The 15,109-nt window shown below is 40.4% G+C and carries 16 protein-coding genes and 1 pseudogene; 4 read left to right on the top strand and 13 right to left on the bottom strand.

Going from position 1 to position 15,109, the window contains the following annotated elements; translation table 11 throughout:
- Positions 1-31 precede the first annotated feature (31 nt).
- Positions 32-1,345 (bottom strand): annotated as a pseudogene (locus HMPREF9145_RS11705) (nucleotide sugar dehydrogenase).
- A gap of 469 nt (positions 1,346-1,814) precedes the next feature.
- Positions 1,815-3,341 carry a replicative DNA helicase gene (gene dnaB, locus HMPREF9145_RS11700; RefSeq protein WP_021826585.1) on the bottom strand — a complete coding sequence of 509 codons (1,527 nt, stop codon included), beginning with the start codon at positions 3,339-3,341 and terminating at the stop codon, positions 1,815-1,817.
- 101 nt (positions 3,342-3,442) lie between these two features.
- Between dnaB and ispE the strand changes: the two genes are divergently transcribed.
- Both ispE and HMPREF9145_RS11690 read left to right on the top strand, forming a co-directional pair.
- Positions 3,443-4,282 carry a 4-(cytidine 5'-diphospho)-2-C-methyl-D-erythritol kinase gene (gene ispE, locus HMPREF9145_RS11695; RefSeq protein ID WP_036907679.1) on the top strand — a complete coding sequence of 280 codons (840 nt, stop codon included), beginning with the start codon at positions 3,443-3,445 and terminating at the stop codon, positions 4,280-4,282.
- On the top strand, positions 4,282-4,794 hold the full coding sequence (locus tag HMPREF9145_RS11690) for an NUDIX hydrolase (RefSeq protein WP_021826588.1): 513 nt from the start codon (positions 4,282-4,284) through the stop codon (positions 4,792-4,794). Before ispE ends, HMPREF9145_RS11690 begins: the two co-directional genes overlap by 1 nt.
- A gap of 69 nt (positions 4,795-4,863) precedes the next feature.
- On the opposite strand, the gene HMPREF9145_RS13265 is transcribed toward HMPREF9145_RS11690, so the two are convergent.
- The 6 genes from HMPREF9145_RS13265 to map all read right to left on the bottom strand — a co-directional run bounded on the left by HMPREF9145_RS13265 (position 4,864) and on the right by map (position 8,073).
- Entirely contained in the window at positions 4,864-5,022 is a 159-nt protein-coding gene (locus tag HMPREF9145_RS13265; RefSeq protein WP_004374897.1) for a DUF4295 domain-containing protein, read from the bottom strand.
- 24 nt (positions 5,023-5,046) lie between these two features.
- On the bottom strand, positions 5,047-5,235 hold the full coding sequence (rpmG, locus tag HMPREF9145_RS11685; protein WP_004374894.1) for a 50S ribosomal protein L33: 189 nt from the start codon (positions 5,233-5,235) through the stop codon (positions 5,047-5,049).
- Positions 5,236-5,240: 5 nt separating this feature from the next.
- A complete protein-coding gene (gene rpmB, locus HMPREF9145_RS11680) occupies positions 5,241-5,504 on the bottom strand; it encodes a 50S ribosomal protein L28 (protein ID WP_007133875.1) in 264 nt (87 codons plus the stop codon).
- Between the two features lie 125 nt (positions 5,505-5,629).
- Positions 5,630-6,136: a CinA family protein gene (locus tag HMPREF9145_RS11675; protein ID WP_007133876.1), complete on the bottom strand. Its 507-nt coding sequence runs from the start codon at positions 6,134-6,136 to the stop codon at positions 5,630-5,632.
- 8 nt (positions 6,137-6,144) lie between these two features.
- Positions 6,145-7,179: a tRNA (adenosine(37)-N6)-threonylcarbamoyltransferase complex transferase subunit TsaD gene (tsaD, locus tag HMPREF9145_RS11670; RefSeq protein ID WP_036907675.1), complete on the bottom strand. Its 1,035-nt coding sequence runs from the start codon at positions 7,177-7,179 to the stop codon at positions 6,145-6,147.
- A 30-nt stretch (positions 7,180-7,209) separates the two neighbouring features.
- Complete coding sequence (map, locus tag HMPREF9145_RS11665; RefSeq protein ID WP_021826602.1) at positions 7,210-8,073, bottom strand: type I methionyl aminopeptidase; 864 nt, start codon at positions 8,071-8,073, stop codon at positions 7,210-7,212.
- Positions 8,074-8,505: 432 nt separating this feature from the next.
- On the opposite strand from map, the gene HMPREF9145_RS11660 reads away from it, so the two are divergent.
- Entirely contained in the window at positions 8,506-8,784 is a 279-nt protein-coding gene (locus HMPREF9145_RS11660; protein ID WP_007133879.1) for an HU family DNA-binding protein, read from the top strand.
- Positions 8,785-9,012: 228 nt separating this feature from the next.
- Positions 9,013-10,587, top strand: a complete 1,575-nt coding sequence (locus tag HMPREF9145_RS11655; protein WP_021826616.1) for an Rne/Rng family ribonuclease — start codon at positions 9,013-9,015, stop codon at positions 10,585-10,587.
- A 105-nt stretch (positions 10,588-10,692) separates the two neighbouring features.
- Here HMPREF9145_RS11655 and HMPREF9145_RS11650 read toward each other — a convergent pair whose 3' ends face one another.
- The 5 genes from HMPREF9145_RS11650 to HMPREF9145_RS13585 all read right to left on the bottom strand — a co-directional run.
- The gene (locus HMPREF9145_RS11650; protein WP_021826613.1) at positions 10,693-12,000 is read right to left on the bottom strand and encodes an HU family DNA-binding protein; all 1,308 of its coding nucleotides are present in this window, start codon (positions 11,998-12,000) and stop codon (positions 10,693-10,695) included.
- Positions 11,993-12,286 (bottom strand): HU family DNA-binding protein, encoded by a 294-nt coding sequence (locus HMPREF9145_RS11645; protein WP_021826600.1) that lies wholly within the window; start codon positions 12,284-12,286, stop codon positions 11,993-11,995. The genes HMPREF9145_RS11650 and HMPREF9145_RS11645 overlap by 8 nt, the downstream gene beginning before the upstream one ends.
- An 11-nt stretch (positions 12,287-12,297) precedes the next feature.
- Positions 12,298-13,599, bottom strand: a complete 1,302-nt coding sequence (rimO, locus tag HMPREF9145_RS11640) for a 30S ribosomal protein S12 methylthiotransferase RimO (RefSeq protein ID WP_021826584.1) — start codon at positions 13,597-13,599, stop codon at positions 12,298-12,300.
- 21 nt (positions 13,600-13,620) lie between these two features.
- Positions 13,621-14,571: a signal recognition particle-docking protein FtsY gene (ftsY, locus tag HMPREF9145_RS11635; protein WP_021826593.1), complete on the bottom strand. Its 951-nt coding sequence runs from the start codon at positions 14,569-14,571 to the stop codon at positions 13,621-13,623.
- 271 nt (positions 14,572-14,842) lie between these two features.
- On the bottom strand, positions 14,843-15,109 hold a 267-nt coding region (locus HMPREF9145_RS13585; RefSeq protein WP_231369803.1), incomplete at its 5' end, for a hypothetical protein.

The raw sequence follows: 15,109 nt of genomic DNA, 5'->3' as shown, positions 1-15,109 counted from the left end.
GGGATATGGAATATCTTTTCTCTCCCTATTTTTAATCTTTCCCAAACAAATCGCGGGTGTAAACCTTCGTTTTTACGTCGTCTAACGCGCTGTCGTAGCGGTTGGCAATGATGGCGTTGGCTTGGGATTTGAATTGCGAGAGGTCGTTGACGATGCGGCTTCCGAAGAAGGTTGTGTCATCGTCGAGGGTGGGTTCGTAGATGATTACGCGGGCACCTTTGGCTTTGATGCGCTTCATGATGCCCTGGATGGAGCTTTGACGGAAGTTGTCTGAGTGGCTTTTCATCGTCAGACGGTAGACGCCAATGATGACTTCTCGCTCGTCGTGGGGCGCATAATTGGTCTCTTCGCTGTAGTTATAGTAGCCCGCGCGCTTGAGCACTTGATCGGCAATGAAGTCCTTTCGGGTGCGGTTGCTTTCGACAATGGCCTGAATTAAGTTCTCGGGCACGTCCTGATAGTTGGCCAACAGCTGCTTCGTGTCTTTGGGAAGACAGTAGCCTCCGTAGCCAAACGAGGGGTTGTTGTAGTGATTTCCGATGCGAGGATCTAAGCAAACGCCGTTGATAATGGCTTGAGTGTCAAGGCCTTTCACTTCGGCATAGGTGTCTAATTCGTTGAAATAAGACACGCGAAGTGCCAGATAGGTGTTGGCAAAGAGCTTCACAGCCTCGGCCTCTTTCATGCCCATGAAGAGCGTGGGGATGTCGGTTTTGAGGGCACCTTCCTGCAACAGACGGGCAAAAACCTCGGCCTGTCGGCGCATGTTGTCGGGATTTGTCACCTTTTTAATGGCCTCGTTCTCAGCCGTTTCGCCGGGGATGAGCTTGGGATAGCCCACGATGATGCGTGTGGGGTAGAGGTTATCGTAGAGGGCTTTGCTCTCTCTGAGGAACTCGGGTGCAAACAACAGGTTGAATTGTGCCGCACCTTGCTGTGCATATTTCACATACAACTGGCGCGTATAGCCCACGGGAATGGTGGATTTGACCACCATCGTGGCTGACGGATTGACGCTGAGAACCTTGTCGATGACCTATTCTACGTGGGTGGTGTCGAAATAGTTTTTCGCCGGATCGTAGTTCGTTGGCGTGGCAATCACCACGAAGTCGGCATCTTTGTAGGCCATGTCGGCATCCAATGTGGCCGTCAGTCGCAGGGGTTTCTCGCGCAGATACTGCTCGATGTAATCGTCTTGAATGGGCGACTGGCGATGGTTGATGAGGTCAATCTTTTCGGGAACGACGTCAACGGCCGTCACTTCGTGGTGTTGTGCCAGCAGGGTGGCCATGCTGAGGCCCACATATCCGGTGCCGGCGACAGCAATTTTCAGGTCTTTTTCCATTCTTATCCGATAATTCTAAGACTTATAAAATAAATCAAATAGAATAATTAATCTTTATAAAAATCAAAACATAACAAATAAATACCATCTCTACTTCTTATTCAAAAGAGAATAAGAAATAGAAAAGATTTTGCACGTAACCCAACCATTTAAAAGAGAAGATAAAGAAATAAGGAAAAGAAAAGTACAAGTCGTGCACACTATCATTGTACCCACTCTCTTTGTAAACCTAAAGAAAACCTAACCCCTATTAAATGAACAAGACTTCATAACTGTCTCGTCATATCCTATCTTACAGTTCGATCAATAGTAAATCTGTTATTAATAATGCAAATATACAAAATATATTGATTACGTTATTACATTTTGATAACATTCTTTTATGAAGAATCGAAAAGTTTTTATTTTATGTTTCTTATACATAGAAAATGGGAATAAAAAAGAACAATTCAGAGATATACACCATAAATTAGAAAGGGATAGGTTCTTTATTATTAATAGGAGGAGGAAATGTCCCGTCTATATGAGTCATATCACCTTCATTCATCTTAGAACCAATAATTTCTCCATCACCACTTTTATTAGCTGTATATGATTCTTCAGGATTACGGAAACTTGTAAATTCACCCTTAAATGTTAACAAGACATCACCTGTCGCACCCTTACGATGTTTCGCTATGATTACTTGTGCCATTCCATGTAAGTCGTTACCTTTTTCATCTAAATAGATGTGATAGTACTCTGGGCGATGAACAAACAAGACCATATCGGCATCTTGCTCTATAGCTCCCGATTCACGAAGGTCACTTAACTGTGGACGCTTACCTTCAAGTCCCTCTCTATTCTCAACCGTACGATTCAACTGGGACAACGCAATAATAGGAATGTCAAGTTCTTTGGCTAATCCTTTCAATGAGCGAGATATCGTTGACACCTCTTCTTGACGGCTTCCGAATTTCATTCCATTAGCATTCATCAACTGAAGATAGTCAATCATGATAATCTTTACACCCTTTTCACGAACCAATCGACGTGCTTTCGTACGAAGTTCAAAGACCGAAAGACCTGGTGTATCATCCACATAAACAGGAGAACCCGTCAATTTTGTTAGGTTTTTATCTAATCGATCCCACTCGTCAGGCGTTAACTGTCCATTAAGAATCTTACTACCTGCTATTTCACAAGTATTAGAAATCAAACGATTCACAAGCTGAACATTATTCATTTCAAGAGAAAAGAATGCTATAGGAATATGATAATCAACCGCAATATTCTTCGCTAAGCTCAATGCAAAAGAGGTCTTTCCCATGGCAGGGCGTCCTGCTATAATCACAAGGTCACTTTTTTGCCATCCACTTGTCATTTCATCAAGATCGGTATATCCTGTAGGAATACCCGTGAGTCCACCTGTATTGGCAGATGCTTTCTGAAGAATATCTAAGGCTTGTTGTATAACTGGATCAATCTGCGTATAATCTTGCTTCATGTTCTTCTGTGATATTTCAAACAAAGAACCTTCAGCTTCTTGCATCAACGCATCAACATCAACTGTGTCATCAAAGGCCTTCTCCTCTACCCTACTGGCAAATTGAATCAATTGCCGAGCCAAAAACTTCTGTGCAAGAATATGAGCATGATACTCAACATTAGCAGAAGATGCCACACGATCACTAATATCAAGTAAATAACCTGGCCCTCCGATATCATCAATTGTACCTTGTGATTTCAATTCTTCGGTCACAGTCATGATATCAACAGGTCGTTCCGTCATATTAAGATTCTGAATTGCCTGATATATTTTCTGATTTCTTGGTTCATAAAATGTTTCAGGCCGAATAATTTCTGAAACCAAAGAAAAAGCATCTTTGTCTATCATCAACGCACCAATAACAGCTCTCTCAATATCTGTTGCTTGGGGTTGTAAATGTCCATAAGTATTATCTACTTTGACTGAAGACTTGCGACGTTTTGTTGTATTACTATTATTTTCTGCCATGGGAGAATGATTTTCCGCAAAGGTAACCAATTTTTTGATTATAGAAGTTGATGGTCTATGGATTTTTTGTATTTTTGCAATACGAATTAAAGACAGAAACAATGATAACATTTCCTTGTGCCAAAATTAATCTTGGACTTAACATTGTTGAGAAACGAACTGACGGCTACCATAATTTGGAAACAGTTTTCTACCCCATTCCCCTTTATGATGCACTTGAAATCAAACACATGGGAGAAGAATTTCCTTCTCTTGTTGATTGTGATTTAAAGGTAACAGGAAACATAGTGGATTGCAATGAGGCAGACAACCTTGTTATCAAAGCGTATAATTTGCTGGCTAAAGATTACAAACTTCCTCGAGTTCATGCTCACCTTTTTAAATATATACCCTCACAAGCAGGACTTGGGGGCGGATCGAGTGATGCTGCATACATGATAAGATTGCTTGACGAACGATTCAGATTGAATATAGGTAAAGCAGAAATGGAAAGGTATGCAGCGAAGCTTGGAGCTGATTGTGCATTCTTTATCAGCAGCGAACCAGTATTTGCAACAGGAATTGGTAATGTATTTACTCCTATTAAAGGCATCAGGGAGACACTAAAAGGATACTATATTACAATCATAAAACCAAATGTTGCAGTTTCAACAAAAGAAGCTTATGCCAACATAATACCTCACAAACCTAAAATATGTTGTCGCGATATCATTAAACAACCTATTGAAACATGGAGAGACCTATTGGTGAATGATTTTGAAGAATCTGTCTTTAAGCTTCATCCCGAAGTAGAGAATATAAAGAACAAGCTTTATGAGCAAGGAGCTATCTATGCCGCAATGAGTGGAAGTGGAAGCAGTTTATTTGCTATCTTCAAAGCAGAACCACAACATCTTAATAACTGTTTTACTGATTGTTTCACCTTTTCCGCACAACTCTAATGATGAAAGACAATGAAAAAGAAATGTTTCCACTCGTATTAGAAAATGGTAATATCATAGGAAGTATCAGCCGAAATGAGGCACATGATGGCACAAAACGACTGCATCCAGTGGTTCATCTCCATGTGTTTAATAACAGAGGAGAGCTATATCTTCAGAAACGTCCAGCCTGGAAAGATATTCAACCCAATAAATGGGACACAGCATGTGGTGGACATATAGATCTTGGAGAGAATGTAGAAGAAGCTCTAAAACGTGAAGTTAAAGAGGAATTAGGGATAACTGATTATATCCCTGAACGCATTGGACAATATGTTTTTGAGAGCGATCGTGAGAAAGAACTTGTCTACGTTCATAAAACAACATACAATGAACAAATCTTTCCCAATGCACAAGAACTGAATGGAGGACGCTTTTGGACGAAGACTGAAATTGAAATTAACCTTGGAAAAGACATATTCACTCCCAATTTTGAAAGCGAATATAAACGTTTCTTCCATAAAGAGGAATAAACTTATACTAATAAAAAAAGAGATTACAATCTAAAATGTAACCTCTTTTAATCTGTTATCTTAGAAATATTATTTCTTAAAGAAATCTTTTACAGCCTCATTTGGAACCATCTGCTCATCAAAAACATAAGCACCGGTCTTAGGGCTCTTTACCATCTTAATTACTTTTGAGTAAGCGCGACCATCCGTTGAACCTTCATGGAGGGTAGCGACCGCTTTCTTTGCCATATCTTATATGTGTTAAAAGGGTTATTACTTAATCTCCTTATGAAGAGTCATCTTCTTCAGGATTGGGTTATACTTCTTCAACTCAAGACGCTCAGGAGTATTCTTACGATTCTTTGTTGTTACGTAACGGCTTGTTCCTGGCAGTCCACTATTCTTCATTTCAGTACATTCGAGAACGACCTGTACTCTATTACCTTTAGCTTTCTTTGCCATGATAATTATTCTCCTATAACTTTAATGTCTTTCCAGTCGCAGAAGCCCTTAGAAACGGCCTGCTTCAAAGCTGCGTCAAGACCAACTTTATTAATGAGACGAAGACCAGCTGCGCTGACCTTGAGGCTAATCCAGCAACTCTCTTCTACATAGTAGAACTTCTTGCTGAAGAGGTTTACATCAAAGCTTCTCTTTGTACGATGCTTTGAGTGAGACACATTACAACCTATCTGTGCCTTCTTTCCTGTAATCTGACAAATCTTAGACATTGCTATCTTTAATTTTTGTTTTCGTTTTTTGATACTTATTCCAAACAGGGTGCAAAATTACAAATATTTTTGAATTATACAAAACATTTCTCCAAAGAATAAGAGGAATTAAGTATTTTTTTGCTTTAACCAACTGTTTTGCCAGTTTTTTCTTTCATATAGTCAAGAAACAAACGCAAAGATTGATTGGTGGCAATGGCTAAGTTTATATCACGCCCAAAGTCTTTATCAAGTTTCATCGTGCGAACATCATCCTTATTTCCGCAAGCCAACCATATTGTTCCTACAGGAATATCCGGTGTACCACCAGTTGGGCCTGCAACACCTGTTGCTGCCAAAGCATAATCAACACGTAAAGTTTCACATGCTCCTATAACCATTTGCTGTGCAACCTCTTCACACACAGCGGTCTTTTCTTCTAAGGTTTCATGACTAACGTGAAGTAAATTCTCCTTAACTTCATTTGTATATGAAACGATTCCACCCTTAAAATATTCGCTTGCGCCAGGAACTGCTATGATAGCTTCTGCTATACGTCCGCCAGTACAACTCTCGGCTGTTCCTATTGTGAGACCATTATCATATAAATATTGCTGTAGTTCTTTACTTAGTACTTTCGTTTCAAGTTCCATCTTATGTTTTATTTAAAAGTTACTTTTGAGAATGCAGGAGCATCAATGCGACCAAAGTCATGGTCAGCAAACTTATATTGTCCCACAATAGCAATCATAGCTGCATTATCTGTAGTATAACTGAACTTTGGAATATAAATAGTCCAACCATATTTCTCTGCATGTTCGCGAAAGGCATTACGCAAACCATTATTCGCCGAAACTCCACCGGCAACAGCAACATGCTTGATTCCTGTTTGCTTTACAGCCTTACGCAACTTATTCATCAAGATATCTACGATTGTATATTCAAGACTTGCAGCCAAATCATTCTTATGATGCTCTATAAAATCAGGATCTTCCTTCACCCAATCGCGAAGATTATAAAGAAAAGATGTCTTTAATCCTGAGAAAGAATAATCGCATCCAGCAATTTGTGGCTCAGCAAATTTAAATGCAAGAGGATTGCCTTGACGTGCCAATCGATCAATAATTGGACCACCAGGATAGCCGAGCCCCATTACTTTCGAGCATTTATCAATGGCCTCACCTGCTGCATCATCAATCGTTTGTCCAAGCACTTGCATATCATTATAGGCATTAACTTTAACAATCTGCGAATTGCCTCCTGACACCAACAAACAAATGAAAGGGAAAGGAGGAGCACTTTTATCATCATCATTTTCTTTGATGAAATGAGCCATGACATGACCTTGTAAATGATTCACATCTAACAATGGAATATTCAATGAACGTGCTAAACCTTTTGCGAAATTAACACCAACGAGCAAAGAGCCCATCAAGCCCGGACCACGCGTATAAGCCACCGCACTCAACATTTCCTTTGTTATCCCTGCACGCTTGATTGCTTGATCAACAACAGGCACCACATTCTGCTGATGTGCACGTGACGCGAGTTCTGGAACAACGCCACCATAAGCTTTATGTACATCTTGGGAGGCTGTCACATTGGATAACAGCACACCATTTCGCAATACTGCTGCAGATGTATCATCACACGAGCTTTCAATACCTAATATATAAATATCTCTTTCTTCTTCCATAATCACAATTTACTATCTTGCATAAGTACCTTAGTAAGATAAGACTTCAACACCCGTTTCAGTCATCAAGAAAGTGTGTTCCCATTGCGCACTCGGCTTTTCATCTCCTGAAATAACCTCCCATCCATAAGGATCGTCTGCATCAATAAACACCTTCCATGTACCCATATTTATCATTGGTTCTATCGTAAACACCATTCCTGGCACCAATAACATTCCAGTTCCACGATGACCATAATGAACAACATCCGGCTCTTCATGCATGGCAAGCCCTACCCCATGTCCGCAAAGATCACGCACAACACCATAATGATATTTCTCTGCATGCTTTTGGATGGCATGACCAATATCTCCTACAAAGCAATAGGGTTTTGCTGCTTCTGCACCAATATCCAAACACTCTTTAGCAACCCTTACAAGCTGTTCTTTTTCAGGGGTAGTCTTCTCGCCGATGATAAACATTCGTGAGGCATCTCCAAAATAACCATTCACGCTTAAGGTCATATCAACATTCACAATATCCCCTTCTTTGAGAATATCTTCTTCTTTTGGAATACCATGACAAACCACCTCATTTATACTCGTGCATACACTCTTGGGGAAGCCCTCGTAACCTAAACAAGCAGGCACAGCATTGTTATCCTTACAATACTGCATACAAATATCATCAATTTCTTGAGTCGACATTCCAGGATGTATCGCTGCAGCTACAGCATCCAAACAACCGGTGTTTACCTTGCTGGCAATACGAATACCTTCAATTTGTTCCGGGGTCTTTATAAGATCGCGGGTAGGCACCTCTTTGCCTTTGTTCTCCCAATACATTACTTGCTTGTCGAGCTCTGTCAGAGGCTGACCTGGCAAGCAATGCCATCTTTTTTTCTTGAAATTCATATTTAAACGCTTAAACTTGAATGCAAAAATACAATATATAATTGAAACCAACAATTTTTTCTCCATAATCTTATGCAACGACTTTACACACCCATTATAAGCTGAAACACAAGGAACTCTATCTCTCTTTTCTATGTTAGAATCACACATTCTCGCACGTAATTTCCTCTTTTTATTCTTTCTGAGTCACTCAGAAGCGTGATTTTTCTTCATTTGGTCTTTCTGAGTCACTCAGAAGCGTAATACTACTCTTTTTGACTTCAGATTGTGTAATTCTATGAAAACAAAGCACTTCGAAGAGCATTTTAAGCCCGATTTCCGAAAAAAGTAGCCATAAATTTTCATATCAACTAAAAAACTCGTATATTTGCAAACCCGTAAGGAAGAGAGGCAATTAAACAGAAAAGGAATACAAAATAATACAATACAAATATGACTAAAGCAGATATCATTAATGAAATTGCTATGACAACAGGCGTGCAGAAAAGAGATGTTGCTGTCGTTGTTGAAAGTTTTATGGAAACCATAAAGAATAGTTTACTTGAGAAAAAAGAGAATGTATACCTGCGTGGATTTGGTAGTTTCGTCATTAAGCATCGTGCAGCGAAGACCGCACGCAATATCCTCAAGAACACAACAATGATGATTGAGGCACACGATTTACCAAGTTTCAAACCGTCAAAATCGTTTGTAGAACAAATGAAGAAATAACGATAATAAATAATAATATCTCAAAAATTTAAAATTATGCCAAACGGAAAGAAGAAGAAGGGCCACAAGATGGCTACTCACAAGCGTAAAAAGAGATTACGCAAGAATAGACATAAGAGCAAATAAAGCTTGATAGCCTATTAAAAGGACTTAGGGGCATGTCAATACATCCACAAGGGAGTTGTGACATGCCCCTTTATAGTAAAGAAACTAAGTAAGGATAAAACAATGACAAGCGAAGTTGTAATCGACGTAAGAGAGAAAGAGATTTCGATAGCACTGCTGGAGGATAAGAATCTGGTGGAATATCAGAATGAGCCACGTCAGGCTTCTTTCTCTGTTGGTAACATCTACGCTGCAAAAGTTAAGAAACTCATGCCGGGACTTAATGCTTGCTTCGTAGATGTTGGTTATGAGCGCGACGCTTTTCTGCATTATCTTGACTTAGGCAGTCAATTCAATTCCTACGCAAAATACCTGAAACAAGTAAATAGCGATAGGAAAAAACTCTATCCTTTCAGTAAGGCACAACGAGTGCCCGACTTGAAAAAGGATGGAAGCGTTCAGCAAGTACTCACGGTCGGACAAGAAGTATTGGTACAGATTGTAAAAGAACCAATCTCAACCAAAGGTCCACGCCTGACAGGAGAGCTATCATTTGCAGGACGTTTCATCGTTTTAATCCCATTTGGAGATAAAGTATCTGTATCTTCAAAGATTAAAAGTGGTGAAGAGCGTGCACGATTAAAGCAGCTCATCTACAGCATTAAACCAAAGAATTGTGGTGTAATTGTTAGAACAGTAGCCGAAGGAAAGCGCGTCGCAGAACTTGACACTGAAATGAAAGTGTTGAACAAACGATGGGAGGACGCTATTCTTAAGACGCAAAAACAACAAAAAAGACCACAATTAGTATTTGAGGAAACGGGCAGGGCTATCGCTATGTTGAGAGACCTGTTCAATCCAAGTTTCGAAAACATTTATGTAAATAACGATGAAGTTTACAACGAGGTAAAACACTACTTGACGCTCATTGCACCTGAGAAAGCTGGAATCGTCAAGCTTTACAAAGGAAAAGTGCCTATCTTCGATAACTTCAATGTTACAAAACAAATTAAATCGAGCTTCGGTAAAACAATCAATTATAAGCATGGTGCTTATTTAATCATTGAACACACTGAGGCTTTGCATGTTGTAGATGTAAATAGCGGGAATCGTACCAAGGCTCAAAATGGACAAGAAGCCAATGCACTTGACGTAAACTTAGGTGCTGCTGACGAGATTGCAAGACAATTAAGACTACGCGATATGGGAGGAATCATTGTTGTAGACTTTATTGACATGAATCTTGCAGAAGACCGACAGATGCTCTACGAGCGCATGTGTAAAAACATGCAGAAAGACAGAGCAAGGCATAACATTTTGCCTTTGAGTAAGTTTGGACTTATGCAAATTACCCGTCAACGTGTGCGTCCGGCTATGGATGTCAATGTCGAAGAGACCTGCCCCACCTGTAATGGTACTGGGAAAATCAAGTCGAGCATCCTCTTTACCGACCAACTTGAAAGAAAAATTGACCGCCTTGTCAACAAGATTGGCATCGCAAAGTTCTATTTACACGTTCATCCGTATGTAGCTGCTTACATCAATCAAGGATTGATTTCCCTACGAAGGAAGTGGCAATTTAAATATGGTTTTGGCGTACATATCATCCCCTCGCAGAAACTTGCATTCCTGCAATACGAGTTTTATGATGCTAATGGAGAATTCATTGATATGAAAGAAGAAATAGAAACAAAGTAGAACACGATACTTATTAAAGTATTCTAAAACATAAAGCTGCATACAAAATCAGAATCTCTGAATGTATGCAGCTTATTGTTTTATGTTTATAAAGCGATTGAAAAATTACTTTTTATGTTTACGTTTCAACTCTGGAATCTTTACCCTATCGCCTTCTTTCAGTTCTTTATTCTTGTTCATCACTTCAATATAACATTCCATGCCCGGGCCTAAATACAGACGACTAATTGACGAAAGAGTTTGGCCGTGTTTTACCTTTATCACTTGCTTAACCCCCACAATACGATAAGCACCAGTTCGAACACGTGCATCACTCTTATTCAACGCCTCATAAGCATCTTTTTCCTTTGAAGAAACAGGCTTTTCCGCAACAGAAGTAGGCCTTTCCGCAACAGAAGTAGACTTTCCTGTAACGGGTGTAGGCTTTTCAGCAACTGACACTGACTTCTTTTCTGCAGGAGCAGGCTTTTCCGCTACAGCAACAGGTTTCATAACCTTTGAACACCCCTTCATCGTGGAATATTGTTTCTTGAGAAGTTCCAGCTGAAGAGTCTGCACCTCCATCTTAAAGTTATAAATCTGTTCATTCTGTTGACACAATTTCATAAACATAAAACATATTGTGCCTATCAGAACTACAAATAAGGCAACAAAACCAACCACCAACGGCTTCATATAAGAAGACTTGCGAGGAGTATTGACTGTGGATATATTCTCCGTATCTTCATTGTCGTTTTCTCGACTATCAGTTTCCTCTACCATGGGTTCATCCTCCTTTTCAGGCGAAGATTCAAGCGCTTCCTCTTCATCCTTTGCTACTTTATCTGAAGCTGTTTCAATCGTTTCCTGCGCCGTTTCTATTTGTTCTACTTCCGAAACATTAGTTTCTGAAATAGTTTCTTGCACCTTGTCTTCCTGCTTTTCTTCCTTCAACGACATTGTTTCGGCAGACATCTCCGACACAACAGCAATAGGTTCAACAGGCTCTTCACGTGGCAACTCAATTTCTTCAACAGCCTTTTCCTCTACAATCTCTTTCTTTTCTTCGGCTAAAGCAGTTTCTTCCACTTGCTCTTTGTATTCGTCTTCCAATTCTACCCCATCATTGACAACAACGGTTTCAAATTGTGAGAAAGGTTGATTTACTAACTCTTTCATGGCATTATCGGGAGCAAAAGAGAGCTTATCACGCCCTTCAATTACAATACGTTCACCGGTATTTACATCAATACTCTCACGCGAACTGATGCTCGTCAACTTAAACGTACCCAAACCTTTTATCTTTACTTGCCGTTCACGATGCACGCCCTCATTAATGATTTCAGTCATCAACGAGATAAAAAGTTCAGCATCGGCCAATTTTATGCCATGCTTCTCAACGAGGAATCGGGCTAAATCTTTGATATTAGTCATTGTTTTCTCCTCCGTTTTTCAATTTCTCTTTTACCGATGCATTAGGCTTAAAAGCCAAGACGAGCTTTGGAGGTACAAGCATACGAAGTCCTGTCGAAGGATTCACAACAACCCGTTCCATGCGTTTCTTCACCTCAAACGTACCGAAACCTGTAAGCGATACGTTCTCTCCGGCTTCAAAACTATTGCCCATTCCTTCAATAAGCGTGTTGACAAGTTTTTGAACATCGGCTTGCGTGTAACCGCTTCTCAACGCCATCTCTGAGATAAATTCTTTATTATTCATATCAAGAACTTCTATTTTACGACATGACCATACAAGTCAAAAGCTTCACTATCGGTGATTTCTACATGATAGAAGTTACCAACACGCAATTTCTTTTCTGATACAGGAATCAAAACCTCGGGGTCAACTTCTGGAGAACAAAACTCACTTCTGCCAACATAATAATCACCTTCTTTGCGGTCAATGATAACTTTCAAAGTTTTTCCTATCTTCGCCTCCTCAACAGCTGCACTGATTTCTTGCTGCACAGCCATTAAAGTATCAAGACGCTTTTGCTTTACTTCTTCTGGAACATCATCCTTGTAATGCCCTGCACTATATGTACCTTCTTCTTCCGAATAAGTGAAAGCGCCCATTCGCTCGAATTTTGCCCACTTGACAAAGTCAACAAGTTCGTTGAAATCTTCATCGGTTTCACCAGGAAAGCCAACCAACAATGTTGTACGTATGTGAATGCCTGGCACAGCCTCGCGTATCTTTTTAATAAGTTCTACCGTCTCTTCCTTGCTCACATGGCGGTGCATAGCATCGAGCATGTGGTTGGAAATATGCTGCAAAGCAATATCAAGATACTTACAAACATTTGGTTTCTCTCGAATAACATCAAGTAATTCTAAAGGGAATTCATTAGGATAAGCATAATGAAGTCGAATCCATTCTACCCCTTTTATATCGGCAATATCACGAATGAGGTCAGCAATATGACGCTGCCCATCTATATCAACACCATAATAAGTGAGTTCTTGCGCAATAATCTGAAACTCTTTTACGCCTTCTTCAACCAGTTCTTTTACTTCTTGAAGGATTTCTTCTTTCGGGCGACTTGTGTGTTTTCCCGTAATCAGGGGGATAGCACAATAAGCGCATTGACGATTGCAGCCTTCCGCAATTTTCACGTATGCATAATGGCGAGGCGTTGTCAGATGACGGCGACCATTGCAAGACGGAACATCGGCCTTACCAAGATCTGTCAGCAGTTGCTTATAATTGAATTTGCCATAAAACTTGTCTACTTCTGGAATCTCTTGCTCTAATTCATCTTTATAACGCTGCGAGAGACACCCCATCACATAGAGTCGCTTCAACCTGCCTTCATTTTTTGCATTGACAAATTCAAGAATGGTATTGATACTCTCTTCTTTTGCCGATTCAATAAAACCACAGGTGTTGATGACAGCAATCTCACCTTCGGGTCGCTTGCTGTCATGCACACAATGATAGCCATTGGCTTCGAATTGCTTCATCAGAAGTTCGCTATCCACGAGATTCTTCGAGCAACCCATGGTGATGATATCGATTTGATTTTTCTTCATCTATTATCCTTATATACAATATCAAGCGAAAAGTGAATCAACAAATTCCTTGCGATTGAACAATTGCAAATCCTCCATCTTTTCGCCCAGACCAATATATTTCACTGGCACTTTCAACTGGTCACTAATGCCTATTACCACTCCTCCCTTAGCGGTTCCGTCTAATTTCGTGATTGCAAGACTTGTGATATTGGTGACCGCAGAAAATTGTTTTGCCTGCTCAAAAGCATTTTGTCCCGTACTGCCATCGAGCACAAGCATCACTTCATCGGGTGCCTCGGGCAACACTTTCTTCATCACCTCTTTGATTTTCTTCAACTCGTTCATCAGTCCCACCTTGTTGTGTAAACGGCCTGCGGTATCGATCAATACCACATCGGCGCCATTGGCCTTAGCACTTTGCAGCGTGTCAAAGGCTACGCTTGCAGGGTCTGAGCCCATTTGTTGCTTCACAACAGGCACGCCCACACGCTCTCCCCAAATAGAAATCTGCTCTACGGCTGCCGCGCGGAAGGTATCAGCTGCACCTAAATATATTTTTTTTCCTGCATTCTTAAACTGATAAGCAAGTTTACCAATAGTCGTGGTCTTCCCCACTCCATTAACACCGACAACCAGAATCACATAAGGTTTGTGGTCGCTCGGAAGATCCCAACTATCATTATCGTCTGAATTGTTTTCAGAAAGCAGCGACGCAATCTCTTCTCTCAATATCCCATTCAATTCTGAAGTAGAAACATATTTATCGCGAGCTACGCGTGACTCTATTCGTTCAATAATCTTCAGCGTGGTATCAACGCCAACATCACTCGTGATGAGCACTTCCTCAAGGTTATCGAGCACCTCATCATCTACCTTTGATTTACCAGCAACGGCACGTGTGAGTTTACTGAAAACGCTCTCTTTCGTCTTCTCAAGTCCCTTATCAAGCGTCTCTTTCTTTTTCTTGTTAAACAGTCCGAAAATTCCCATAATTACGTAATTTGATGATAAACAGCAGATAAACAACATGATTAAAACAAACGTTCTTCTGAATAAAAGCATCAGATGTGATAGCTATTCTAATCACAAACTGCTTGCAACGACATGCCGCTTATCGTTTGCAAAGATAATAAAAAAGTAAGGAAGAAAAAAAGGTCTCTATGTAAAATAACATGAACCAAACGTAAGAGTGGCAAATTAAAACCTTATTTCACAATAACTTTTCTAAACTTGGAATCATAAACCTGCCCAACAAATCCTTCTATCCGCAGCAAACAAAGCTATTTGCGAGGGCGCGGAAACGCCAAACCTTTCGGGAAACGACTTTCGCCAGCCGCGGAAATGCCAAACTCTTCGGGAAATGACTTTCGCCAGCCGCGGAAACACCAAACCTTTCGGGAAATAACTTTCGCCAAGCGCGGAAATGCCAAACCACTCGGGAAACGACTTTCGCCAAGCGCGGAAATGCCAAACCCTTCGGGAAATGACTTTCGCCAAGCGCGGAAATGCCAAACCTTTTAAAAAGTGA

Origin of the sequence: Segatella salivae F0493, from assembly GCF_000477535.1 — a bacterium.
Taxonomy (GTDB): Bacteria; Bacteroidota; Bacteroidia; order Bacteroidales; family Bacteroidaceae; genus Prevotella; species Prevotella salivae.
Note: the sequence above shows the minus strand (reverse complement) of the source record. Positions and strands in the feature narration are given on the sequence as shown.